Below are 23807 nucleotides of genomic sequence, written 5' to 3'. Positions count from 1 at the left end.
GCCGACGGCCGTGACGCTCTTCTCACCGAGCGGCATGTTCAGAACCCCGCAGATCCGGTTACGTTCCGACCCATGGAGATGGAGAACGTACTCCGCCCGCTGATCGTGCTCGGCGGCGCCGTCGTCCTCACCCTGCTGATCGGCTGGGCGACCGATCTACTGCTGCGCAAGGCCGACGCACGGCACAGCGAGACACCCCTGTGGGGCCTGCTGCGCCGCGGCCGCATCCCCTACCAGCTGGTGCTGTGCGCGGCCCTGCTCAGAGGCTCCTACGACCAGGCGGAGCTGATCCTGGAGCACCGGGTCGCCGTGGGCCGGCTGCTGACCCTGGTGCTGATCGGGTCGGCGGCCTGGCTGGTGGTGCGGATAGCGGCGGCGATCGTCGAGTCGTCGTACGCCCGCTACGCCCGCGGCCACACCGACGCCGCCCGGGTCCGCCGGGTGCGCACCCAGGTGTCGCTGATCATGCGGGTGGTCACGGCGATCGTCGGAGTGGTCGCCGCGGCGGCGATGCTGCTGACCTTCCCGGCGATGCGCGCGGCCGGCGCCTCGCTGCTGGCCTCCGCCGGTGTCCTCGGCATCGTCGCCGGTGTGGCCGCCCAGTCCACGCTCAGCAACATGTTCGCGGGGCTGCAGATCGCCTTCGGCGACATGGTGCGCCTCGGCGACACGGTCGTGGTCGACGGTGAGTGGGGCACGGTCGAGGAGATCACCCTGACCTTTCTGACGGTACGGACCTGGGACGAGCGCCGGATCACCATGCCGGTGTCGTACTTCACCTCCAAACCTTTCGAGAACTGGTCGCGGGGCACCCCGCAGATGACCGGGATCGTCTTCTGGCATCTCGACCACTCGGCTCCGATCGAGCCGATGCGCGAGAAGCTCCGGGACATCCTGCGGGAGTGCGCCGCCTGGGACGGGCGGGACTACAGCCTGGTGGTCACCGACGCCACGCCGAACACCATCCAGGTCCGGGCACTGATGACCGCGAAGGACTCGGACGACGTCTGGAAGGTCCGGGTGACGGTCCGCGAGCAGATGATCACCTGGCTGTCCTCGGAGCACCCCTACGCCCTGCCCCGGGTCAACACGGCCGACGCGGTCCTCCCGCCGGACGTCATCGTCCCCGCCCCCGCCGACGGGACGGCCACCCGACGTCTGCACGAGCCGCCCCGCCCCGGCCGGATCTGACGACTCACCTCAGTGGCCGCGCTCGGCGCCGCCGTTGACCTGGACGATCTGCGAGGTGATGTGTCCGGCGGCCGGGGACGCCAGCCAGTGCAGGGTGGCGGCGACGTCACCGGGTGTCCCGGCCCGCCCGGTCGACGTCTCGGCGACGAGCCGCTCCCGCCGTGACTCCGCCACCGGCCCGCCGAAGAACTCGGTGTCCTCGACATACCCCGGCGCGACGACGTTCACGGTGACCCCGCGCGGCCCCAGCTCCCGGGCCAGGTCATGGGCGTACGGATGCAGGGCGGCCTTGGCGGCCGCGTAGGACCCGGTCCCGGAACCTCTGAACGCCGCGATCGAACTGAGGAACAGCACCCGTCCGCCGGGGTCGGCGAGCCGATCCTTCAGCGCCTCCGTGAGCAGGACGGCGGTCAGCGTGTTCTGCCGGAAGTTCCCGGTCCAGGTGCGCGCGACGGCGTCGAGCGGGTCACCGGCGTCCGCGTCGGGCGCGAGGGCCGCGTTCCCTCCGGCGCTGTGGATCAGCACATCCACGGTCCCGATCTCCTCGGCCACGAACCGGGCCACACCCCGCACACCGGCCGGCTCCGCCAGATCGGCGGCATGCACGACCGCTCCGGGGACCCCGGCCTTCTCCAGCACCTCTCTCCGCCGCCCGAGCAGCACCACCTGGTCCCCGTCGGCGGCGAACACCCGCGCCGCGGCGAGCCCGATCCCTGTTCCTCCACCACTGATCACAATGTTCCGAGCCATGATCCGAGACTACGATCGAGAAGCCGTCGGCGCCTGTGACTGTCCACAGCCGCCATGTACTTGTATTACTGCCGCTGTACAGCACCCCCGAAGGGGCGCTGGGGGTGCCCCCGGCCGAAGGCCGGGGGAGGAACTGCGCGACCGGCCACGACGGTGCCGCGGTCGGCCGACGGCATGTCACGGCACTTCCAGCGGAGCGCTCAGCGCAGGCTGCGTACGTCCAGATGCCGCAGCACGCGGTCCACGATCTCCGGGTCCGCCCCCGGCTCGCTGCGTGCCGCCAGCACCTCGTGGCGCGCCGCGCTCAGCATCTCCGACTGGATCCGCCGCACCCTCTTCAGCCGCCGCATCCGCTTCTCGTGTCCCTCCCGCCGTTCGTCCTCCGCCACGTCGGGACTGATCCGGAACCCGATCTCGAAGGCCCGTCGCAGCATCTGCTCTGTCAGGTCCTCCGGCAGATCCTCGACCTGCTCGATCTCCTTCAGCCGCCGCCGTGCCGCCTTCGCCGCCCGCACCGCCAGCTCCTTCTCGAACTCCGCCTCCCGCTCGGTGTCGGCCCGCACCCCCAGCCGCTTCACCAGCCACGGCAGGGTCAGCCCCTGGAGCACCAGCGTCGCCATGATCACGCCGAAGGCGATGAAGATGATCTCGTCACGGTCCGGGAAGGCCGACCCGGCGTCGGTCCGCAGGGGAATCGCCAGGGCCAGCGCCACCGACGCCACCCCGCGCATCCCCGACCACCACATCACCACGGTCTCCCGCCAGCTGGTCGGGATCTCCTCGTCGTAGTCCCGCATCGCGTGCAGGCGTTTGGTCAGCCAGGTCGCCGGCAGCAGCCAGAGCAGCCGTACCACCACGACCACGCCCACGACCGCGGCCGCCCAGCCGAGCAGCTCGCCCCAGCGGCCGGACGCCGTACGGATCGCGTTGTGCAGCTCCAGGCCGATCAGCCCGAACGCGACGCCGGTGACGAGCGTGTCGACGATGTCCCAGAAGGTGTAGCCGGCCAGCCGGGTCATCACGTCGTCGGCGTCGGTGGCGTACTCGGCGATGAACAGCGCGGTGGTGAGCACCGCGAGCACCCCGGAGCCGTGCAGTTCCTCGGCGACGACGTAGGAGACGTACGGGACGAGCAGGGTCAGGCCGATCTGGAGGGTCGCGTCGCCGAGCACGTCCATCAGCTTGTTGGCGCCCCAGCCGAGCACCAGTCCCACGACGACCGCGACCACGGCGGACAGCAGGAAGTCCAGCCCGGCCCGCCACGGCGAGAACGTACCGCTGACCACAGCGGCGATCGCCACGTGGTACAGCACGATGGCCGTGACGTCGTTGAAGAGACCCTCGCCCTCCAGGATGGACACCAGCCGGCGGGGCAGCCCGAGCTGGCCGGCGACGGCGGTCGCGGCGACCGGGTCGGGCGGGGCGACCAGCGCGCCCAGCGCAACGGCCGCCGCGATCGACAGCCCGGGCACGATCGCGTTGGCGACGACGGCCACACACACGGTGGTGACGAACACCAGGGCGACGGCGAGCAGGAAGATCGGCCGTTTGTTGGCCGCGAACTGGCGCCAGGAGGTCCGCCGTACGGCGGCGTAGAGCAACGGCGGCAGCAGGCCGGGCAGGATCAGCTCGGGCGGGATGTTCACGTCGGGTACGAAGTCGGCCACCGCGAGGGCGATCCCGAACAGTGTCATCAGCACGGGCGCGGGCAGTCCGAACCGGTCCCCGATCGGGACGCTCACCAGGGCCCCGAGCAGCAGCACGAACAACAGGGCCAACTGATCCACGGCCAGCGCTCCGGGAGTCGACGATCACACAGCAGGTCTCAAGCCTGCCATGCGACACCCGTCAGAGTGCGCGCCGCATCGCCCGGTGCGGGATGCCCGCCTCCTCGTACTCCGGGCCGTACGGCTCGTAGCCCAGCCGCTCGTAGAAGCCCAGGGCGTGGGTCTGCGCGTGCAGGTCCACGGCGGTCAGGCCACGCACGCGTGCGGCGTCCTCGATCGCCCGGACCAGGGCGACGCCGACGCCCAGACCGCGGGCCTGATGGGAGACCGCGAGCCGGCCCAGGGAGCCGAGGGAGAGGTCGCCGCCGGTCTTCTCCGCGGCCGTCTCGCCGTACAGCAGCCGGCCGGTGCCGAGCGGTTCGCCGTCCTCGCGGACCGCCAGCACATGCAGGGCCGTGGCGTCGTACGCGTCGTACTCCAGGTCCTCGGGGACGCCTTGTTCGACGACGAAGACCTGCTTGCGGACCGCGAAGCACGCCGCCAGGTCGGCGGGGTCCTCGGCGACCCGTACGCCGTACGCGCGCGTGCTCATCCGTAGGTCTCCTCGCGGACCTGGTCGAGAGCCTTCTGCAGGTCGGCCGGGTAGTCGCTGGCGAACTCGACCCACTCGCCGTCCCCGGGGTGCTCGAAGCCGAGTCGGACCGCGTGCAGCCACTGGCGGGTCAGGCGCAGCCGCTTGGCGAGCGTCGGGTCGGCGCCGTAGGTGAGGTCGCCGACGCAGGGGTGGCGGTGGGCGGCCATGTGGACGCGGATCTGGTGGGTGCGGCCGGTCTCCAGCTTCACGTCGAGCAGGGAGGCCGCGCGGAACGCCTCGATGAGGTCGTAGTGGGTCACGGAGGGCTTGCCGTCGGCCGTGACCGCCCACTTGTAGTCGTGCTGCGGGTGGCGGCCGATCGGGGCGTCGATGGTGCCGCTGGTCGGGTCGGGGTGGCCCTGCACGAGCGTGTGGTAGCGCTTGTCGACCGTGCGCTCCTTGAACTGGCGCTTGAGCGACGTGTAGGCCCGCTCCGACTTGGCGACCACCATCAGGCCGGAGGTGCCGACGTCGAGGCGGTGCACGATGCCCTGGCGCTCGGCGGCGCCGGAGGTGGAGATGCGGTAGCCGGCGGCCGCCAGGCCGCCGATCACGGTCGGGCCGGTCCAGCCGGGGCTGGGGTGCGCGGCCACGCCGACCGGCTTGACGATCACGACCACGTCATCGTCGTCGTGCACGATCTCCATGCCCTCGACGGGCTCCGCGACGATCTGCACGGGCGCGGGCGCCCCCGGCATCTCGACCTCCAGCCAGGCCCCGCCGTGCACCCGCTCGGACTTGCCGACCACCGAGCCGTCGACCTGCACCTTTCCCGCCGCGGCCAGCTCGGCCGCCTTGGTGCGGGAGAAGCCGAACATGCGGGAGATGGCGGCGTCGACGCGCTCGCCCTCCAGGCCGTCGGGCACGGGCAGGGTTCGGATCTCGGGAAGCGTACTCACCCGTCGAGTATGCCGGACACCACCGACAGTCCCGTACGCAAGCCCCAGAGCCCCGCGGCCCCATCGGCTCTCTCAGTCCTTGTGGACGGTCCCGTCCGGGTCCAGGCCGCGGAAGGAGAGCAGCACGATCAGGATGCCGCCGCAGACGATCGCCGAGTCGGCCAGGTTGAACACCGCGAAGCCCTTGGGCGCGATGAAGTCGACGACCTGGCCCTCGAAGATCCCCGGCGAGCGGAAGATCCGGTCGGTGAGGTTGCCGAGCGCGCCACCGAGCAGCAGGCCGAGGGCGACCGCCCAGGGGAAGCTGTAGAGCTTGCGGGCCAGGCGGAAGATCACGACGATGACGGCGGCCGCGATCAGCGTGAAGATGATCGTGAAGGCGCCGCCGAAGCCGAAGGCCGCACCCGGGTTGCGGATCGCGTGGAACTCCAGCCAGTCGCCGATGACCTGGATCGGCGCGTGGTGCTCCAGTTTCGCGACCACGATCATCTTGCTGACCAGGTCGAGGGCGTACGCGAAGGCGGCCACCGCGAACAGCACGGCGATCCGGCGGCCGCGCCCGGGCCGCCGCTGGTCCGGGGCCGGCTGCTGATCCGCACCGGACGCGCCGGGCGTCGCCGTCCGCTCGCCGCCGTCGTCCGGGGTGCCCGGCGTACCGATGATGCGCTCCGCCTCTGCCACGTGAGTCCCTCAACCTTAGGTGCCTGACTGAGGACGAGACTACGGCACGCCTCGCGTGACCCCGGCGCTCAGTAGCGGCGTTCCTGCTTCTGCTTGCACTCGACGCACAGCGTCGCCCTCGGGAAGGCCTGCATCCGGGCCTTGCCGATGGGGTTGCCGCAGTTCTCGCAGAGGCCGTAGGTGCCCGCGTCCAGCTTCCCCAGGGCGCGTTCGGTCTGTTCGAGCATCTCGCGCGCGTTGGCGGCCAGCGCCAGTTCGTGCTCGCGGGTGATGTTCTTGGTGCCGGTGTCGGCCTGGTCGTCGCCCGCCCCGTCCCCGGAGTCCCGCATCAGGCCGGCGAGCGAGTTCTCGGACGCCTCGATCTCGGTGCGCAGCCGCATCGCCTCGGCCATCAGCTCCGTGCGCGCCTCCTCGACCTCCTCGGGCGTCCACGGGTCCTCGCCGGGACGCACCGCGAGCTCGCCCGGAGCCGCCGTGGCGACCCGTGCCTTGGGGACGGCGCTCTCCGCCGCCGTGGCCGTGCCAGGAGTCTTCTTCGCAACCACTGTCGTGGCTCCCGTCTGCTTCGCGGCCCGCGCCGCGCCCGCTTTCTTGGCCGTGCTCTTCTTGGCCGTGCTCTTCGCCGCCGCGGTCTTCGTCGCCGTGGCCCTGGACGCGTTCTTCCCCGACTTCCCCGACTTCTCCACGGCGTCCCCCAACGCCGCGCTCGCCCTCGGCTGCGCCGTCTTCGTCTCGGCCGCCTTCTTCACCGGCGTCCTGTTTGCCGCCGCCTTCTTGGCGGCACCCTTCTCACCTGGTGTTTTCTCGGCAGTGGCCGCCGCTCTCGCGTGCGCGTTCCTCTTTCCGCCGCCCCCCTTGGTGTCGCCGCCGGAGGCAGCCGCGCCCCTGGACCGGCCGGACGCCGACTGCTGTACGGCGGTCTTCTTCGCCACCATGGCCGCGGCCCCTTCACATATTGTGATCTTGCACGCGAATCGTGCTGGGACGATAAATCGACTTGAGTCCCGCGGCAACGGGGCACGCCGCCCGATCCGCCTGCCCCGCACCCCCCACGCAGCAGGTATGCATGCGTTGTGCCCAGCTCCCCGCGCGGTAATCCGCCGAGCCGGACATCCAAGGATGCGAACACGCGTACCGCGCCATTCGGGTCATCTCGGCAGGTGGACGGCCCGGCCCCGGCGGCGCCCGGAAAACGGGTCGGCCGCTGTCCGTGCGGAGCCGTACACTGGGCGGAGCGAGAAGCGTGGATGGGGACGAGTAGCGGCGTACGCAGCCCAGAGCGACCCGGGGACGGTGGAAGCCCGGGGGCGAGCGCGATGTGAAGATCACCCCGGAGCCGCCGGAAGAAAGCCGCAGCCGAAAGGCGGCGGCGAGTAGAGCCGGCTTCGCGACCCCAATGAGGGGGCTCACCGGCGCGTACGGCGTCCGGGGGGCCAAGGAGGGTGGTACCGCGGGAGCGCGCCGCACACGGCGTAAGCAGGGCAAGGCTCTCGTCCCTCCGACGGAAGGCAGCAAGTCCGTTGGAGGAAGCTCGCAGATGACAGCGCCGACGTACCGCCAGGTGCCCGCACAGGTCGACCTGCCCGCCCTCGAGCACGCCGTGCTCGACTTCTGGCGCGAGCAGAAGATCTTCGCCAAGACCCTGGAGCAGTCCGAGGGCCGCCCGGAATGGGTGTTCTACGAGGGCCCGCCCACCGCCAACGGCATGCCCGGCGCCCACCACATCGAGGCGCGCGTCTTCAAGGACGTCTTCCCGCGCTTCCGCACCATGCGCGGCTACCACGTCGGCCGCAAGGCCGGCTGGGACTGCCACGGCCTGCCCGTGGAGCTCGCGGTCGAGAAGGAGCTGGGCTTCAGCGGCAAGCCGGAGATCGAGGCGTACGGCATCGCCGAGTTCAACGCCAAGTGCCGCGAGTCCGTGCTGCGCCACACCGACGCGTTCTCCGCGCTGACGACCCGCATGGGCTACTGGGTCGACCTGGACGACGCCTACGTGACCATGGACCCCGCGTACATCGAGTCGGTCTGGTGGTCGCTGAAGGAGATCTTCAACAAGGGGCTGCTGGTCCAGGACCACCGCGTCGCCCCCTGGTGTCCGCGCTGCGGCACCGGCCTGTCCGACCACGAGCTGGCGCAGGGCTACGAGACGGTCGTCGACCCCTCCGTGTACGTCCGTTTCCCGCTCACCTCCGGTCCGCTCGCCGGCCAGGCCGCGCTCCTGGTGTGGACGACGACCCCCTGGACCCTGGTGTCCAACACGGCGGTCGCCGCGCACCCGGAGGTCACCTACGTCGTCGCCACCAACGGCGAGGAGCGGCTGGTCGTCGCCGAGCCGCTGGTCGCCAAGGCGCTCGGCGAGGGCTGGGAGACCACGGGCCAGACCTTCACCGGCGCCGAGATGGAGCGCTGGACCTATCAACGTCCGTTCGAGCTGGTTGAGTTCCCGGAACCGGCGCATTACGTCGTCAACGCCGAATACGTCACGACCGAGGACGGTACGGGCCTGGTCCACCAGTCCCCCGCCTTCGGTGAGGACGACCTGAAGGTCTGCCGCGCCTACGGCCTGCCGGTGGTCAACCCGGTCCGCCCGGACGGCACCTTCGAGGAGAACGTCCCGCTTGTAGGGGGCGTCTTCTTCAAGAAGGCCGACGAAAGGCTCACCGAGGACCTGAACCAGCGCGGCCTCCTCTTCAAGCACCTGCCGTACGAGCACAGCTACCCGCACTGCTGGCGCTGCCACACCGCGCTGCTCTACTACGCGCAGCCGTCCTGGTACATCCGTACGACGGCGATCAAGGACCGCCTCCTCGAAGAGAACGAGAAGACGAACTGGTTCCCGGACACGGTCAAGCACGGCCGGTACGGGGACTGGCTGAACAACAACATCGACTGGGCGCTGTCCCGCAACCGCTACTGGGGCACCCCGCTGCCGATCTGGCGCTGCGAGGACGACCACCTCACCGTGGTCGGCTCCCGCGCGGAGCTGACCGAGCTGACGGGCGCCGACCAGTCGGGCCTGGACCCGCACCGCCCGTTCATCGACGCCGTCACCTTCGCGTGCCCCCAGTGCGAGAAGACCGCCACGCGTGTGCCGGAGGTCATCGACGCCTGGTACGACTCGGGTTCGATGCCGTTCGCGCAGTGGGGCTACCCGCACAAGAACAAGGAGCTGTTCGAGAGCCGTTACCCGGCGCAGTTCATCTCCGAGGCCATCGACCAGACCCGCGGCTGGTTCTACACGCTGATGGCGGTCGGCACGCTGGTCTTCGACAAGTCCTCGTACGAGAACGTGGTCTGCCTCGGCCACATCCTCGCCGAGGACGGCCGCAAGATGTCCAAGCACCTGGGCAACACCCTGGAGCCGATCCCGCTGATGGACCGGCACGGCGCGGACGCGGTGCGCTGGTTCATGGCGGCCGGCGGCTCGCCGTGGGCGGCCCGCCGGGTGGGCCACGGCACGATCCAGGAGGTCGTCCGCAAGACGCTGCTGACGTACTGGAACACGGTCGCCTTCCAGGCGCTGTACGCCCGTACCTCGGACTGGGCGCCGAGCGAGGCGGACCCGGCCCCGGCCGACCGCCCGGTCCTGGACCGCTGGCTGCTCTCGGAGCTGCACGCGCTCACCGACCAGGTGACGCAGTCCCTGGAGGCATACGACACCCAACGGGCCGGCAAGCTGCTGTCCGCGTTCGTCGACGACCTGTCCAACTGGTACGTCCGCCGTTCGCGCCGTCGCTTCTGGCAGGGTGACAAGGCCGCGCTGCGCACGCTGCACGAGGTCGTGGAGACCGTCACCCGGCTGATGGCCCCGCTGACCCCGTTCATCACCGAGCGGGTTTGGCAGGACCTGGTGGTGCCGGTGACCCCGGGCGCGCCGGAGTCGGTGCACCTGTCGTCCTGGCCGGAGGCGGACCTGTCCGCGATCGACCCGGAGCTGTCCAAGCAGATGGTGCTGGTACGGCGGCTCGTGGAGCTCGGCCGTGCCACGCGCGCGGAGTCGGGTGTCAAGACGCGGCAGCCGCTGTCCCGGGCGCTGGTCGCGGCGGTCGGCTTCGACGCGCTCGACCGGGAGCTGCACGCGCAGATCACCGACGAGCTGAACGTCTCCTCGCTGGCGTCGCTGTCCGAGGTGGGCGGTTCGCTGGTGGACACCACGGCCAAGGCGAACTTCCGGACGCTGGGCAAGCGGTTCGGCAAGCGGGTGCAGGACGTGGCGAAGGCGGTCGCCGCGGCGGACGCGGCCGCGCTGTCGCTGGCGCTGCGTGAGGGCACGGCGACGGTGGAGGTCGACGGCGAGACCGTGACGCTCGCGCCGGACGAGGTGATCATCACGGAGACGCCTCGCGAGGGCTGGTCGGTGGCGTCGGACTCCGGTGCGACCGTCGCGCTCGACCTGGAGATCACCGAGGAGCTGCGGCAGGCGGGCCTCGCGCGGGACGCGATCCGGCTGATCCAGGAGGCGCGCAAGAACAGCGGGCTGGACGTGGCCGACCGGATCGCGCTGCGGTGGGTGTCGACGGACCCGGCGGTGATCGCGGCGCTCGCGGAGCACACGGAGCTGATCGCCGACGAGGTGCTGGCGACCGACTTCGCACAGGGTGAGGCGGACGGCTCCTACGGCGAGCCGTTCACCGACGAGGGCCTGTCCCTCACCTTCCGTCTCCGGAAGGCGTAGGCGCGGCGTCCGAGGGCCCGGTCACCCCGTTCCGGAGGGGCCGGGCCCTCGTTGTCGCTCCAGTCGGTCGGCGGCAGTGTCCAGGCCGCCCGCGCGGTGTCCAGGCCCAGCGCCTCCAGCAGTGGCCTGCGCGGGCCCTTCACCGCATCGCCTCGTGGACGGCGATCATGTGATGCAGGATCCGGGTGTGCTGCTCGGCGTCGACGTCGCCCCGGTGGAATCCGATCCGGATCACCGGCCCGGGATTCCACCCCACGTAGACACCGCCCTCCGGGTCGTCCCCCGTAGTCGACGTCCACGCGGACACCCGTGCCGACCTCGACGGGCAGGTACTCGGCCTGCACCGGCAGTCCGGCCGCCGTCAGCTGGGTACGGATCTCGACGGCCGGCTCGTCACGGAACAGCTGTATCTCCAGTCTCCAGGTCGGCCACCCGGCGCCCCGCGTCCCCCTGCTCCGCCCATGCCGCGCACGCTACAGCGGCCCGCGCCGGCACCGTCAAGACCGCCAAAGCCGTCAACACGCATAAACAGGGCGGGGCCCCGGATCGAAATCCGGGGCCCCGCCCTGTTGAACGCTGCCGACGACTACGGCGTACTACCCTGCGCGGCCGTCAGTTGTCGTCCTCGTCGATGAGGAAGCCGCGCATCGGGGACGGCGCCTGGCCCATCGGAGAGGGGCCCTGCGGGCGTACCGGTGCCATCGGCTGGGTCATCGCCGGCGTCATCTGCTGCTGGCCGCCGTAGGACGGGGCAGCGGGGGACGGCCCGCCCATGGACGGACCACCCATCGACGGGTTGCCGCCGTAGGACGGGGCGCTCGCGCCGGCCGGTGCCATGGAGGGCGCCGGGGACGGCGGGAGGGACGCAGCGGCCGGGGTGCGCGGCGGCGCCAGGGAGTCGTCGGACTGAGTCTCCAGCTGACGCAGCTGGGACTCGAGGTACGACTTCAGACGCGTGCGGTACTCGCGCTCGAAGCCGCGCAGGTCCTCGACCTTGCGCTCCAGCGTGGCGCGCGCGGACTCCAGGGAGCCCATGGCGACGCGGTGCTTCTCCTGCGCGTCCCGCTCCAGCGCGTCGGCCTTGGCACGGGCGTCACGCTCCAGACCCTCGGCGCGGCTGCGGGCCTCACCGACGATCTTGTTGGCCTCGGAGCGGGCCTCGGCGATCGCCTGGTCGGCGGTCTGCTGGGCCAGCGAGAGGACACGCGCGGCGCTGTCGCCACCGGGACCCTGACCGGGGCCGCCCATGGGACCGCCCATCGGACCACCCATGGGGCCGCCCATCGGACCACCCATCTGCTGCTGCATGGGGGGCTGACCGCCCATGGTGCCCGGACCCATGCCCTGGCCCATCGGACCGGGCCCCTGGCCCATGCCCTGACCCATCGGACCCTGGCCCATCGGACCCTGGCCCATCGGACCGGGACCCATCGGACCCTGGCCCATCGGACCGGGACCCTGCGGACCGCCCTGGCCACTGGGACCGGCCGGCAGCTGCGGGGCGCCGCTCGGCAGCTGCGGGGGGCCACCCATGGGGCCACCCATCTGCTGCTGCGGCGGGCCCGATATTCCGGCGGGCACCGGAGCGCCGGGACCTCGCATGCCCTGCTGCGGCATACCGCCTTGCTGCGGCATACCACCCTGCTGCGGCATTCCCCCTTGCTGAGGCATGCCGCCCTGCTGGTCCTGTGGCTCCGGAGGCTTGCGCATGTTCTGCTGGTTCTGGGCAGCAGCACGCGTGGCCGCGGCCAGCTTGGCGCGCAGGTCCTCGTTCTCGCGGAGCAGGCGGGTCAGCTCGGCTTCGACCTCATCGAGGAAGGCATCGACCTCGTCCTCGTCATAGCCTTCTCGGAGGCGGACGGTCGTGAACTGCTTGTTCCGCACGTCCTCGGGGGTCAACGGCATCTCTTCACCTCAACGTAGTCGTCGGCGTTCGGCAAGACGGTAGGTCACATCGCTCATCACAGCCGACCAACGATCGCGATCAGGATGTAGACGATGATCATCAGTACGAAGAAGGACAGGTCGAGCGCCACGCCCCCGAGACGCAGCGGCGGGATGAACCGCCGCAGAAGCTTGAGCGGTGGATCGGTGACAGTGTAGGTGGCCTCAAGTACGACCACCATCGCCTTGCCGGGTTGCCATGAGCGGGCGAACTGGAACACGTAGTCCATGACCAACCGGAAGATGAGCACGATGAGGAAGCACATCAGCGCGATGTAGATCACATCCAGGAACACGCTCATGATCCGTGCTTCCCTCTCCCCTGTTCCGTGCCTGGTACCGGTGTTGCGTCTCAGCTCTGGTTGAAGAACCCGCCCTCTGCGATGCGGGCCTTGTCCTCCGCCGTGACATCGACGTTAGCAGGCGACAACAGGAACACCTTCTGCGTCACCCGCTCGATGCTGCCGTGAAGACCAAACACCAAACCGGCCGCAAAGTCGACAAGTCGCTTCGCGTCTGTGTCATCCATCTCAGTCAGATTCATGATCACCGGCGTGCCCTCACGGAAGTGTTCCCCGATGGTACGGGCCTCGTTGTAGGTCCGGGGGTGAAGCGTGGTGATCCGGTAAGGCTCTCGTTCCGACACGACCTTGGGCATGATCACCGGTGCGTTCTTCTCCAGGCTTGCGCGTTCTTGTGTGATGGACGCCACGGGAGCGATGCGCGCCGGGCGTCCCGATTCCGCCGGTAGCGCCGCGGAATGCGACACCGGTTCGCGAGGTGTAGACGGCTGCACCACTCGTACCGAATCGTCCCTTTGGGACTGGTGTGCACCGTGGGACTGGTGTGACGGCTCATGCCGTCGGTGGTCCCGTTCGGGCTCCGGGTCCAGTTCGGGCTCGAAGTCGTCGTCGGGATCGAATCCGCGGCCGTCGTACCCATCGTCCTCCACGAGGCCGAGGTAGACCGCCATCTTGCGCATCGCGCCGGCCATGCTCTGAGTCCTCCGCTCTGTGGTGGATCCGTGACGACTGCCAAGTCCCGCGATCCACGTGGCCGTTGCGCCCACCCTGGGCCGCATTGACCATATTTTCTGCTGTGGTCCGACTTCCTGGCGACGTTACCCGAGCCTGGGGCGGACTCCGAGTACCGCAGTGCCGACGCGTACATGTGTCGCCCCGGCCGCCACTGCCTCCTCGAGGTCCGCACTCATCCCTGCGGAGACCATGTTCGCAGCCGGATGGGCTCGGCGCAGGCCGGTCGACAAATCCATCAACCGCCCGAACGCCGCACGTTGGCGCCCCGCGTACTCCCCGGTGAGCGGGGCGACGGTCATCAGTCCGTCGAGCCGGAGCCCCGGCGATCCGGCGACGAGGTCGGCCAACTCTTCGATTCCGCCCGGTGCCACACCGCCGCGCTCCCCTCTTCCGCTCGCACCCGCGTCGAGCGCCACCTGAAGGAGACACCCCACCTCGCGCCCGGCCCGCACCGCTTCCTTCGACAGCGCCTCGACGAGCTTGGAACGGTCGACGGACTGCACGAGATCCGCATAACCCACCACGGATCGGACTTTGTTGGTCTGCAATTGACCGACAAAATGCCAACTGAGGGGCAGATCCGCACATTCGACAGCCTTGGGGGCCGCGTCCTGGTCCCGGTTCTCGGCGACATGGCGCACACCGAGCCCCGAAAGGATCCGCACATCGCTCGCCGGGTAGGTCTTGGTGACCACGATCAGGGTCACCTCCTCCCGCTTGCGCCCGGCCGCCGCACACGCGGCGGCGATGCGCTCCTCCACTTTCGCCAGATTTGCAGCGATTTCGGCCCTACGGTCCGTCATGCCCTATCAGTCCAGCCACACATAGCCCGCGAGCCGCCCGGTGGTGCGGTCGCGACGGTATGAGAAGTGATCATTCGACTCCAGCGTGCACACCGGCGACTGTGCCCGGTCGTGCACCCCGGCGCGCGCCAGCTGTGCGTGCACTCCGGCGCCGACGTCGACCGCCGGAGTGCCCCAGCTGGTCTCGGCGTGCGCCGCCGGCTCGACGGCGGCCACCTCGGTGCGCATCGCCTCCGGCACCTCGTAGCACCGCCCGCAGACGGCCGGTCCGGTACGGGCGACGATCCTGGCCGGGTCGGCGCCGAGTTCCGTCATGGCGCGTACGGCGGCGGGAACGACCCCGGCGATCATGCCGGGCCGGCCCGCGTGGGCGGCGGCCACGACCCCGGCGACCGGGTCGGCGAGCAGGACCGGCGTGCAGTCGGCGGTGAGGACGGCGAGGGCGAGCCCCCGGCGCGCGGTGACGACCGCGTCGACCTCGGGAACCGGCCGGTCTCCCCACGGCTCGTCCACGACGGCCACGTCGGCGGAGTGGACCTGGTTCATCCAGACCACCCGGCCGGGGTCCAGGCCGAGCGACTTGGCGGCGATCTCCCGGTTGGTCCGTACCACGTCGGGGTCGTCGCCGACCGCCCCGCCCAGGTTGAGCTGCTCGTACGGAGCGGCGCTCACCCCGCCCCACCTGTCGGTGAAGGCGAAGTGCGCGCCGCTCACGGTTTCGTGCTGTCCTATCACGTCTGAAGGATCACTTGAGGAAGTCCGGTACGTCCAGTTCCTCGGCCGCGCTGTCCGTGTAGGTGCGCGACGGCGGGACCGGCGGGGCGACCGGGATGTCGGCGACCGGCTCGGGGGCCGGCTCCGGGTCCTCCTTGGGGGTCACGCTGCCGAGCGAGCCGAAGGAGGGACGCTCGGGCTGCTGCCGCACCGGAGCGGGCTCGTCGCGGCGGGAGGAGGACGACGAGGAGGAGCCGAGGACGTTGTCCCGGCGGGCCGGGGGCTGGCCCCCGTCGAAGCCGGCCGCGATGACCGTGACGCGGACCTCGTCGCCGAGGGCGTCGTCGATGACCGCGCCGAAGATGATGTTGGCCTCGGGGTGGGCGGCCTCGCTGACCAGCTGGGCGGCCTCGTTGATCTCGAACAGGCCGAGGTCGGAGCCGCCGGAGATGGAGAGCAGCACGCCCCGGGCGCCGTCGATGGAGGCCTCCAGGAGCGGCGAGGAGATCGCCATCTCGGCGGCGGCCACCGCGCGGTCGTCGCCGCGGGCCGAGCCGATGCCCATGAGGGCCGAACCGGCCTCGGACATGACCGACTTGACGTCGGCGAAGTCGAGGTTGATGAGGCCGGGCGTGGTGATGAGGTCGGTGATGCCCTGGACACCGGAGAGCAGGACCTGGTCGGCCGACTTGAAGGCGTCGAGCACCGAGACCTGGCGGTCCGAGATGGACAGCAGCCGGTCGTTCGGGATGACGATGAGGGTGTCGACCTCTTCGCGGAGTTCGGCGATGCCGTCCTCGGCCTGGTTGGCGCGGCGCCGGCCCTCGAAGGTGAAGGGGCGGGTGACCACGCCGATGGTGAGGGCGCCGAGGGAGCGCGCGATGTTGGCGACGACGGGCGCGCCGCCGGTGCCGGTGCCGCCGCCCTCGCCGGCCGTCACGAAGACCATGTCGGCCCCCTTGAGGACCTCCTCGATCTCCTCGCGGTGGTCCTCGGCGGCCTTGCGGCCGACGGCCGGGTTGGCGCCGGCGCCGAGTCCGCGGGTGAGTTCACGGCCGACGTCGAGCTTGACGTCGGCGTCGCTCATCAACAGCGCCTGTGCGTCGGTGTTGATGGCGATGAACTCGACGCCCTTGAGGCCGACCTCGATCATCCGGTTGATGGCATTGACACCACCGCCGCCGACACCGATGACCTTGATGACTGCGAGGTAGTTCTGCGGTGCTGCCACGTCGAAGGCCTCTCGCCTCGAATTACGTTGCCGTCCACGTGCGGTGCCCCGCGCGGGGACGGCGGATGCCGAATGGGACGGTCCGTAGCGCCGACCCGAACCCTAACCCTGAAGTTTAGGGTTACCAGTGTGTCTGTTCCCTGGAGTCTTCTGAACAGGACACTAAGTCGACAAGTGGCGCCCGTTCAACGAACACGCCGAACCTCCCGTTTTTCTTTTCACCCTATGTGATCAGCCGTAGCAGTGCCCAACCAGGGTGCTGGCCTGCGCTGATGTGCGTCAACTCGCCGATGACGCAGGGGCGGTGGGAACACTCACGTCGAAGTGCCGGGCGCCGGAAGCGGCTTTCATGAGAGCGCCGAGCGTACGGGCCTTGGCCGCACCGTTCTCGGAACTGCCCCACTCGACGGTACGGCCGCCGCTCAGCACCAGCGAGATGTCGTCATAGGAACGGACCTTGAGGCTCTGGGTCTCCCGGCGGACGGCGGCCGGAATGTCACCCGCGATGTCGACCGCTTCCCGCACCAGCCCGTCGGTGCCGAAACGGCGCAGGCTCGCCGTCGCCGAACCGGACCGCGCGAGCGACAATTCCAGCAGCGGAGCACCTTTCGGCGCCTGCGAAACCGTGGCGAACCGGACGCCTTTCTTGTCCACTTCGGTGAAGTTTCCACCCTTTGCGATGAGTAGAACCGGAGTGCGCTCGACCACTTTCAGCCTGATTCCGTGCGGCCAGGAACGAGCGACGTCAACCACGTCAATTCGGGGCAATTTCCGGCGCAGTCGGGCCTCGATGCCGCCGGTGTCGACGGAGACCATCGGCGCGCCGACCGGTACGTCGGCGGCCTCACGGACCTGTTCGGGCGTCAGAACGGCCGTACCGGAGACGGAGACCTGCCGCACGCGCAGCCATGAGGAGCCGTACAGCAGCCACACGGAACCGGAACCCAGGAGGACAACCCCCAGGCCCAGAACGACGAACCTGCGAAAGCGGCGGTCCCTCCACCGCCTCAGAAGCGGCGGGCCGGACGACTCCTGCTGGCGTTCACCGCGCTCGGCGGTGGTCGATCCGGCCACGCTGCTCACTTGCCTTTCGTCATACGGTCCTAACGGCTCGAGGCGATCGCCTCGTACACCATGCCGACGAGCAGGTCGTCGGCGTCCCGACGGCCGAACTCGCTCGCCGCGCGGGACATCTCGTACAGCCGGTGGGGGTCGGCGAGCACGGGCAGGACGTTCTGCTGCAGCCACTCCGGAGTGAGTTCCGCGTCGTCGACCAGGAGGCCGCCGCCGGCCTTGACCACCGGCTGGGCGTTCAGCCGCTGTTCGCCGTTGCCGATGGGCAGCGGGACATAGGCGGCCGGGAGTCCGACGGCGGAGAGTTCGGCGACGGTCATCGCACCCGCGCGGCAGAGCATCATGTCGGCCGCGGCGTACGCGAGGTCCATCCGGTCCAGGTAACTTACCGGGATATAGGGGGGCATTCCCGGCATCTGGTGCACCTGCGGCAGTTCGTTCTTCGGGCCGACCGCGTGCAGGATCTGGATACCGGCCTGCTGCATCCAGGGGGCGACCTGCTGGATGACCTCGTTGAGGCGGCGGGCGCCCTGGGAGCCGCCGGAGACGAGCAGCGTGGGCAGGTTGGGGTCGAGGCCGAAGCGGTGGCGGGCCTCGGGGCGGGCCGCGGCGCGGTCCAGGGTGGCGATGGAGCGGCGCAGCGGGATGCCGATGTAGCGGGCGTCGCGGAGCTTGCTGTCGGGCGTGGAGACCGCGACCCTGGCCGCGTACCGGGAGCCGATCTTGTTGGCGAGGCCGGGGCGGGCGTTGGCCTCGTGGATCACGATCGGCACACCGAGGCGCTTGGCGGCCAGGTAGGCGGGCAGGGCGACATAGCCGCCGAAGCCGGCGACGCAGTCCGCCTTGGTGCGCTCCAGGATCTGCTCGGCGGCCTTGATGGTGCCGCGCAGCCGGCCGGGGACGGTGATCAGCTCGGGGGTGGGCCTGCGGGGCAGCGGCACCGCCGGGATCAGTGCCAGCTCATAGCCCCGCTGCGGGACGAGCGTGGTCTCCAGGCCGCGTTCCGTGCCCAGGGCCGTGATCCCCACGGTGGGGTCCTGCCTGCGCAGGGCGTCCGCGAGGGCGAGCGCGGGCTCGATGTGGCCGGCGGTCCCCCCACCAGCGAGTACGACATGCACCGAAATTCACCGCTCTCCGGACGGGCGCGCCACCGGGGCGCGCCGTCGCATCGTGTTCCATCTCCGAGGTCCCCGAGGACCCCCGGCTCCCCGCTTTCTACCAAAGCGAGGTTGCCGCATCGCAAGCGCCGCCCGTGCAGCGGGATCGTCGCGCGCGAAGGCGATCAGCAGCCCGATCGCGAACATGGTCGGCAGCAGGGCGGAGCCCCCGTAGGAGAACAGCGGGAGGGGGACACCGGCGATCGGCAGCAGGCCGAGCACCGCACCGATGTTGATCACCGCCTGGGCGACGATCCAGGTGATCACACCTCCCGCGGCGTACCTCACGAAGGGGTCCTCCGTGCGTCCGGCCACGCGGATACCCGCATAGCCTAGAGCCGCGAAGAGGGCCAGCACCGACAGCGTCCCCGCCAGGCCCAGTTCCTCACCGGTGACGGCGAAGATGAAGTCAGTGTGGGCTTCTGGCAGTTGGCCCCATTTTTCCACACTCGCACCGAGTCCTGAACCGAAGAGTCCGCCGCTGGCCAGCGCGTAGATGCCGTGGACCGCCTGCCAGCAGTCGGCGACGCCGGTCTTGGGCTCCGTGGCGCCGATGCAGGCGAGCCGGGCCATCCGGTTGGGGCTGGTCTTGATGAGGATCACACCGAGCACACCGGCGATCGACAGCACGCCGGCGAACAGCCGGGTGGGCGCCCCGGCCAGCCAGAGCAGGCCGAAGAGGATCGCGGTCAGGATGATGGCGGTGCCCATGTCGCCGCCGAGCATGATCAGGCCGAGCAGCAGGAAGGTGACCGGGACGAGCGGCACCAGCATGTGCTTCCACTGGGTCAGCAGCCGCTTCTCCTGTTTGCGGGCCAGCAGGTCGGCGCTCCACAGCACCAGGGCGAGTTTGCCGAACTCGCTGGGCTGGATCTGGAACGAGCCGCCCAGGGAGATCCAGTTCTGGTTGCCGTTGACCGACATGCCTATCCCCGGCACCTGCACCAACGCCATCATGAAGACGGCGCCGGCCAGGATCGGATAGGCGAGCGCCCGGTGCAGTTTCACCGGCATACGGGACGCGACGAGCATCAGCACGCCGCCGATGGAGGCGGCAAGGAACTGTTTGCGGAAGAAGAACGAGCCGGGCAGCGACATCTGCAGGGCGGTGACCTGGGAGGCCGAGTAGACCATCACCAGACCCAGCACGATGATCAGCAGACTGCCGCCGAGGATCAGGTAGTACGCGGTCAGCGGCCGGTCCCAGGCCCGGTGGGCACGGGCGTGCAGCCGCCGCAGCGGATTCTCGCGGGGCGTGCGGGAAGCGGCGGGCCTGCGGACCGCCCGCTGTACGGGCGGCCGGCCGGTACGGCTACCGGGCATCAACGCCTCCGCTGAACGTCGACCGTCCCACGCGTCCCTCCCAAGGTCGCCCGGCAGGCGGCCGGGTCAGGCTCCGAGTTCGCGAACAGCCTGGGCGAACGCGTCACCGCGCTTGTTGTAGTTGGCGAACATGTCCATGGAGGCACAGGCGGGTGCCAACAGCACCGTGTCTCCGGCGACGGCGAGCCGTCGCGCCTCCTGGACCGCCGCGAGCATCGCCCCAGTGTCGGTCCGGTCGAGGTCGACGACGGGTACTTCCGGCGCGTGTCGCGCGAGGGCGTCCCGGATGAGAGCGCGATCGGCACCGATCAGCACCACACCCCGAAGTCGCCTTGCCGACCTGGCGACCAGCTCGTCGAAGGTCGCCCCCTTAGCCAGACCGCCCGCAATCCATACAATCGACTCATATGACGCCAACGAGGCTTCCGCCGCGTGGGTGTTGGTGGCCTTGGAGTCGTCGACGTAGGCCACGCCGTCCACATCGGCGACATGCGCGATGCGGTGGGCGTCCGGGCGGAAGTTCCGCAGCCCGTCCCGTACGGCCGTGGGCGGCACCCCGAAGGCGCGCGCGAGGGCCGCCGCGGCGAGGGCGTTGGCGATGTTGTGCGGGGCCGGCGGGTTGACGTCGGAGACCTCGGCCAGCTCCTGGGCGTTCTTGTGCCGGTTCTCGACGAAGGCGCGGTCGACCAGGATGCCGTCCACGACGCCGAGTTGGGACGGGCCCGGGGTGCCCAGGGTGAAGCCGATCGCCCGGCAGCCCTCCTCGACGTCGGCCTCACGGACCAGGTCCTCGGTGAGCTTGTCGGCGACGTTGTAGACGCAGGCGACCCGGTTGCCCTCGTAGATACGGCCCTTGTCCTTGGCGTACGCCTCCATGGAGCCGTGCCAGTCGAGGTGGTCCGGGGCGAGGTTCAGCACGGCCGCCGAGTGGGCGCGCAGCGAGGGCGCCCAGTGCAGCTGGTAGCTCGACAGCTCCACGGCCAGGACGTCGTACTCCTCGTCCCCGAGGACCGCGTCGAGCAGGGAGACGCCGATGTTGCCGACGGCGGCCGTACGCAGGCCCGCCGCCTTCAGGATCGATGCCAGCATCTGGACGGTGGTGGTCTTGCCGTTGGTGCCGGTGACGGCCAGCCAGGGAGCCGCGTCGGGTCCCCGCAGCCGCCAGGCCAGCTCGACATCGCCCCAGATCTCGATGCCGGCCGCGCGGGCCGCCGCGAACAGCGGCTTGTCCGGCTTCCAGCCGGGCGCGGTGACGATCAGCTCGGTGCCCTCCGGCAGGGTCGCACCGTCACCGAGCCGTACCGTGACGCCCAGCGCCTCCAGCTCGGCGGCCTGCTCACGCGCGCGTGCGTCGTCGCCGTCGTTGACGACCGTGACGACCGCGCCCCGCGCGTGCAGCACCTTGGCCGCCGGGACACCCGAGACGCCGAGCCCGGCGACGGTGACGTGCTTGCCCTGCCAGTCGGTCACTTGTCCGCTGCCCATCCTGCATAGAAGAGCCCAAGTCCGACAATCACACAGATGCCCTGGATGATCCAGAAGCGGACCACCACAAGTACCTCGGACCAGCCCTTGAGTTCGAAGTGGTGCTGGAGCGGTGCCATCCGGAAGACACGCTTGCCGGTGAGCCGGAAGGAGCCGACCTGGATGACGACCGACATGGTGATGAGGACGAACAGACCGCCCATGATGGCGACGAGCAGTTCGGTGCGGGAGAGGATCGCCAGGCCCGTGAGGACACCGCCGAGCGCGAGCGAACCGGTGTCACCCATGAAGATCTTGGCCGGCGAGGTGTTCCACCACAGGAAGCCGAGGCAGGAACCCATCAGCGCGGAGGCGATGACCGCGAGGTCCAGCGGATCGCGCACCTCGTAGCAGGCGTTGGGGTTGGTCAGGGTGACCGCGTTGGCGCAGGACTCCTGGAACTGCCAGACGCCGATGAACGTGTAGGCGCCGAAGACGAGCACGGAGGCGCCGGTGGCGAGGCCGTCCAGACCGTCCGTCAGGTTCACGCCGTTGGACATCGCGAGAATCATGAACAGCGCCCAGACCACGAACAGCACCGGGCCGATCGACCAGCCGAAGTCCGTGATGAAGGACAGCTTGGTGGAGGCCGGGGTGTTGCCGCGGGCGTCGGCGAACATCAGCGACAGCACCGCGAAGGCGATACCGACGATCAGCTGGCCGGCCATCTTCGCCTTGGCCCGCAGACCCAGCGAACGCCGCTTGACGATCTTGATGTAGTCGTCCAGGAAGCCGACCAGACCCATCCCGCACATCAGGCCGAGCACCAGCACACCCGAGTAGGTCGGGGTGTAACCGGTGATCACCTTGGAGAGGAAGTAGGCGGCGACCGTCGACAGGATGAAGGCGATACCGCCCATCGTCGGCGTACCGCGCTTGCTGGCGTGCTCACGCGGGCCGTCGTCACGGATGTACTGGCCGTAGCCCTTGCGTGCGAGGAGCTTGATCAGCAGCGGGGTGCCGATCAGCGTCAGGAAGAGACCGATGACACCCGAGAAGAGGATCTGCTTCATCATCGGGCATCACCACCCTCGGAGCCGGACTCCAGGAGCGCCTGCGCAACGCTCTCCAGCCCCACCGAACGTGACGCCTTCACGAGGACGACATCCCCCGGGCGCAACTCGCTGCGCAACAGGTCGACCGCCGCCTGTGCGTCGGACACGTGCACCGACTCCTCACCCCACGAACCCTCGTTATATGCGCCCAGTTGCAGCCAGGAGGCTTCCACTCCCCCGACGGCGACGAGCTTGCCGACATTGAGCCGGACGGCGAGCCGTCCGACCGCGTCGTGCTCGGCGAGCGCCTCGTCCCCGAGCTCGGCCATCTTGCCGAGCACCGCCCACGTGCGTCCCCCCTTTGCCTGTGAGGCTGTGCCCATGGCCGCGAGCGCGCGCAGTGCGGCCCGCATGGACTCGGGGTTGGCGTTGTAGGCGTCGTTGACGATGGTCACGCCGTCCGGGCGCTCGGTGACCTCCATACGCCAGCGGGAGAGGGAGCCCGCCTCGGAGAGCGCGGTGGCGATCTCTTCCGCGGACATGCCCAGCTCATGGGCGACGGCGGCCGCGGCGAGCGCGTTCGACACGTGGTGCTCACCGTACAGGCGCATGGTCACATCGCTTGCACCGGAGGGTGTGTGAAGGCTGAACGCGGGCTGTCCCGTGTCCGTGAGTCGTACGTTCTCGGCCCGTACGTCCGCTTCGGCCGACTCTCCGAAAAGGATCACCTTCGCCTTGGTACGGGTGGCCATGGCCCGGACCAACGGGTCGTCGGCGTTGAGGATCGCGGTACCGCCGTCCTCGGCGGCGGGCAGCGCCTCCACCAACTCGCCCTTCGCCTGGGCGATCTGCTCACGGCCGCCGAACTCGCCGATGTGGGCGGTGCCGACGTTGAGGACCAGGCCGATCCTCGGGGGCGTCAGATCCGTGAGGTAGCGGATGTGGCCGATGCCGCGCGCGCCCATCTCCAGCACCAGGAACTTCGTCTCCTCGGTGGCGGACAGGGCGGTCAGCGGCAGCCCGATCTCGTTGTTGAGCGAGCCGGGCGTGAACACGGTCGGCGCCTTGGTCCGCAGCACCTGCGCGATGAGGTCCTTGGTGCTGGTCTTGCCGGCCGAGCCGGTGAGGGCCACCAGGGTCGCGCCGAGCCGTCGTACGACATGGCGGGCGAGCGCGCCGAGGGCCCGCTGGACGTCGTCCACGACGATCGCGGGCACGCCGACGGGGCGCGACGCCAGTACGGCGACCGCGCCCTGCTCGACGACCTGGGCGGCGTAGTCGTGGCCGTCCACGCGTTCGCCCACGAAGGCGGCGAACAGGCTGCCCGGCCCCGCCTCGCGGGAGTCCCGGACGACTTCGCCGGTGACCTGGACGGACGGATCCGGTATGTCGTGTGTCTGCCCGCCGACGACTTCTGCGATCTCGGCGAGAGAGAGGGCGATCACAAG

General features: G+C 70.1%; 21 protein-coding genes. 2 read left to right on the top strand and 19 right to left on the bottom strand.

Translation table 11 applies throughout. The annotated features are described in order from the left end of the window. Positions 1 to 78 precede the first annotated feature (78 nt). Positions 79 to 1191 (top strand): mechanosensitive ion channel family protein, encoded by a 1113-nt coding sequence (locus EDD90_RS39585; protein WP_123982122.1) that lies wholly within the window; start codon positions 79 to 81, stop codon positions 1189 to 1191. A gap of 9 nt (positions 1192 to 1200) precedes the next feature. Here EDD90_RS39585 and EDD90_RS39580 read toward each other — a convergent pair whose 3' ends face one another. From EDD90_RS39580 to EDD90_RS39555, 6 genes are all read right to left on the bottom strand, one after another. Beyond that, complete coding sequence (locus tag EDD90_RS39580) at positions 1201 to 1941, bottom strand: SDR family NAD(P)-dependent oxidoreductase (RefSeq protein ID WP_123977905.1); 741 nt, start codon at positions 1939 to 1941, stop codon at positions 1201 to 1203. A 200-nt stretch (positions 1942 to 2141) separates the two neighbouring features. Beyond that, the gene (locus EDD90_RS39575) at positions 2142 to 3728 is read right to left on the bottom strand and encodes a Na+/H+ antiporter (RefSeq protein WP_123977904.1); all 1587 of its coding nucleotides are present in this window, start codon (positions 3726 to 3728) and stop codon (positions 2142 to 2144) included. Positions 3729 to 3789: 61 nt separating this feature from the next. Next, positions 3790 to 4260: a GNAT family N-acetyltransferase gene (locus EDD90_RS39570; RefSeq protein WP_123977903.1), complete on the bottom strand. Its 471-nt coding sequence runs from the start codon at positions 4258 to 4260 to the stop codon at positions 3790 to 3792. Further along, the gene (locus EDD90_RS39565; protein ID WP_123977902.1) at positions 4257 to 5201 is read right to left on the bottom strand and encodes an RluA family pseudouridine synthase; all 945 of its coding nucleotides are present in this window, start codon (positions 5199 to 5201) and stop codon (positions 4257 to 4259) included. The genes EDD90_RS39570 and EDD90_RS39565 overlap by 4 nt, the downstream gene beginning before the upstream one ends. A gap of 72 nt (positions 5202 to 5273) precedes the next feature. Next, positions 5274 to 5882 carry a signal peptidase II gene (lspA, locus tag EDD90_RS39560; RefSeq protein WP_123977901.1) on the bottom strand — a complete coding sequence of 203 codons (609 nt, stop codon included), beginning with the start codon at positions 5880 to 5882 and terminating at the stop codon, positions 5274 to 5276. Between the two features lie 68 nt (positions 5883 to 5950). Then, positions 5951 to 6817: a TraR/DksA family transcriptional regulator gene (locus EDD90_RS39555; RefSeq protein ID WP_123977900.1), complete on the bottom strand. Its 867-nt coding sequence runs from the start codon at positions 6815 to 6817 to the stop codon at positions 5951 to 5953. A gap of 602 nt (positions 6818 to 7419) precedes the next feature. Between EDD90_RS39555 and ileS the strand changes: the two genes are divergently transcribed. Continuing rightward, positions 7420 to 10557, top strand: a complete 3138-nt coding sequence (gene ileS / locus EDD90_RS39545; RefSeq protein WP_123977899.1) for an isoleucine--tRNA ligase — start codon at positions 7420 to 7422, stop codon at positions 10555 to 10557. 139 nt (positions 10558 to 10696) lie between these two features. On the opposite strand, the gene EDD90_RS55895 is transcribed toward ileS, so the two are convergent. The 13 genes from EDD90_RS55895 to murF form a co-directional block, all read right to left on the bottom strand. Continuing rightward, a complete protein-coding gene (locus tag EDD90_RS55895) occupies positions 10697 to 10864 on the bottom strand; it encodes a hypothetical protein (protein ID WP_185149394.1) in 168 nt (55 codons plus the stop codon). A gap of 305 nt (positions 10865 to 11169) precedes the next feature. Continuing rightward, positions 11170 to 12462 (bottom strand): DivIVA domain-containing protein, encoded by a 1293-nt coding sequence (locus EDD90_RS39540; RefSeq protein WP_123977898.1) that lies wholly within the window; start codon positions 12460 to 12462, stop codon positions 11170 to 11172. A 56-nt stretch (positions 12463 to 12518) separates the two neighbouring features. Beyond that, positions 12519 to 12803 carry a YggT family protein gene (locus EDD90_RS39535; protein ID WP_046729537.1) on the bottom strand — a complete coding sequence of 95 codons (285 nt, stop codon included), beginning with the start codon at positions 12801 to 12803 and terminating at the stop codon, positions 12519 to 12521. A 50-nt stretch (positions 12804 to 12853) separates the two neighbouring features. After that, positions 12854 to 13495, bottom strand: a complete 642-nt coding sequence (locus EDD90_RS39530; RefSeq protein WP_123977897.1) for a cell division protein SepF — start codon at positions 13493 to 13495, stop codon at positions 12854 to 12856. Between the two features lie 126 nt (positions 13496 to 13621). Then, positions 13622 to 14341 (bottom strand): YggS family pyridoxal phosphate-dependent enzyme, encoded by a 720-nt coding sequence (locus EDD90_RS39525; protein WP_123977896.1) that lies wholly within the window; start codon positions 14339 to 14341, stop codon positions 13622 to 13624. Positions 14342 to 14347: 6 nt separating this feature from the next. Then, complete coding sequence (pgeF, locus tag EDD90_RS39520) at positions 14348 to 15076, bottom strand: peptidoglycan editing factor PgeF (RefSeq protein WP_123977895.1); 729 nt, start codon at positions 15074 to 15076, stop codon at positions 14348 to 14350. Positions 15077 to 15086: 10 nt separating this feature from the next. After that, positions 15087 to 16286, bottom strand: a complete 1200-nt coding sequence (ftsZ, locus tag EDD90_RS39515; RefSeq protein ID WP_123977894.1) for a cell division protein FtsZ — start codon at positions 16284 to 16286, stop codon at positions 15087 to 15089. Between the two features lie 279 nt (positions 16287 to 16565). Continuing rightward, positions 16566 to 17360 (bottom strand): cell division protein FtsQ/DivIB, encoded by a 795-nt coding sequence (locus EDD90_RS39505; RefSeq protein WP_123982118.1) that lies wholly within the window; start codon positions 17358 to 17360, stop codon positions 16566 to 16568. A 29-nt stretch (positions 17361 to 17389) separates the two neighbouring features. After that, positions 17390 to 18478 (bottom strand): undecaprenyldiphospho-muramoylpentapeptide beta-N-acetylglucosaminyltransferase, encoded by a 1089-nt coding sequence (gene murG / locus EDD90_RS39500; protein WP_123977893.1) that lies wholly within the window; start codon positions 18476 to 18478, stop codon positions 17390 to 17392. A 6-nt stretch (positions 18479 to 18484) separates the two neighbouring features. Then, positions 18485 to 19840: a putative lipid II flippase FtsW gene (gene ftsW, locus EDD90_RS39495; RefSeq protein ID WP_123977892.1), complete on the bottom strand. Its 1356-nt coding sequence runs from the start codon at positions 19838 to 19840 to the stop codon at positions 18485 to 18487. Between the two features lie 66 nt (positions 19841 to 19906). Beyond that, positions 19907 to 21325, bottom strand: a complete 1419-nt coding sequence (murD, locus tag EDD90_RS39490) for a UDP-N-acetylmuramoyl-L-alanine--D-glutamate ligase (protein WP_123977891.1) — start codon at positions 21323 to 21325, stop codon at positions 19907 to 19909. Beyond that, positions 21307 to 22377: a phospho-N-acetylmuramoyl-pentapeptide-transferase gene (gene mraY, locus EDD90_RS39485; RefSeq protein ID WP_123982116.1), complete on the bottom strand. Its 1071-nt coding sequence runs from the start codon at positions 22375 to 22377 to the stop codon at positions 21307 to 21309. Before mraY ends, murD begins: the two co-directional genes overlap by 19 nt. Beyond that, entirely contained in the window at positions 22377 to 23804 is a 1428-nt protein-coding gene (gene murF, locus EDD90_RS39480) for a UDP-N-acetylmuramoyl-tripeptide--D-alanyl-D-alanine ligase (protein WP_123977890.1), read from the bottom strand. The genes mraY and murF overlap by 1 nt, the downstream gene beginning before the upstream one ends. Positions 23805 to 23807 lie beyond the last annotated feature (3 nt).

Origin of the sequence: Streptomyces sp. Ag109_O5-1 (genome assembly GCF_003814875.1) — a bacterium.
Classification (GTDB): domain Bacteria; phylum Actinomycetota; class Actinomycetes; order Streptomycetales; family Streptomycetaceae; genus Streptomyces; species Streptomyces sasae.
This window is presented reverse-complemented; position numbering and strand designations above follow the sequence as displayed.

What these genes read in the sequence shown, in the direction of transcription:
- EDD90_RS39555 (WP_123977900.1), bottom strand. Translation starts at nt 6,817, where the DNA reads ATGGTGGCGAAGAAGACCGCCGTACAGCAGTCGGCGTCCGGCCGGTCC.
- EDD90_RS39570 (WP_123977903.1), bottom strand. Translation starts at nt 4,260, where the DNA reads ATGAGCACGCGCGCGTACGGCGTACGGGTCGCCGAGGACCCCGCCGAC.
- EDD90_RS39535 (WP_046729537.1), bottom strand. Translation starts at nt 12,803, where the DNA reads ATGAGCGTGTTCCTGGATGTGATCTACATCGCGCTGATGTGCTTCCTC.
- murD (WP_123977891.1), bottom strand. Translation starts at nt 21,325, where the DNA reads ATGGGCAGCGGACAAGTGACCGACTGGCAGGGCAAGCACGTCACCGTC.
- ileS (WP_123977899.1), top strand. Translation starts at nt 7,420, where the DNA reads ATGACAGCGCCGACGTACCGCCAGGTGCCCGCACAGGTCGACCTGCCC.
- EDD90_RS39525 (WP_123977896.1), bottom strand. Translation starts at nt 14,341, where the DNA reads ATGACGGACCGTAGGGCCGAAATCGCTGCAAATCTGGCGAAAGTGGAG.
- EDD90_RS39585 (WP_123982122.1), top strand. Translation starts at nt 79, where the DNA reads ATGGAGAACGTACTCCGCCCGCTGATCGTGCTCGGCGGCGCCGTCGTC.
- mraY (WP_123982116.1), bottom strand. Translation starts at nt 22,377, where the DNA reads ATGAAGCAGATCCTCTTCTCGGGTGTCATCGGTCTCTTCCTGACGCTG.
- EDD90_RS39580 (WP_123977905.1), bottom strand. Translation starts at nt 1,941, where the DNA reads ATGGCTCGGAACATTGTGATCAGTGGTGGAGGAACAGGGATCGGGCTC.
- EDD90_RS39530 (WP_123977897.1), bottom strand. Translation starts at nt 13,495, where the DNA reads ATGGCCGGCGCGATGCGCAAGATGGCGGTCTACCTCGGCCTCGTGGAG.
- ftsW (WP_123977892.1), bottom strand. Translation starts at nt 19,840, where the DNA reads ATGCCCGGTAGCCGTACCGGCCGGCCGCCCGTACAGCGGGCGGTCCGC.
- EDD90_RS39540 (WP_123977898.1), bottom strand. Translation starts at nt 12,462, where the DNA reads ATGCCGTTGACCCCCGAGGACGTGCGGAACAAGCAGTTCACGACCGTC.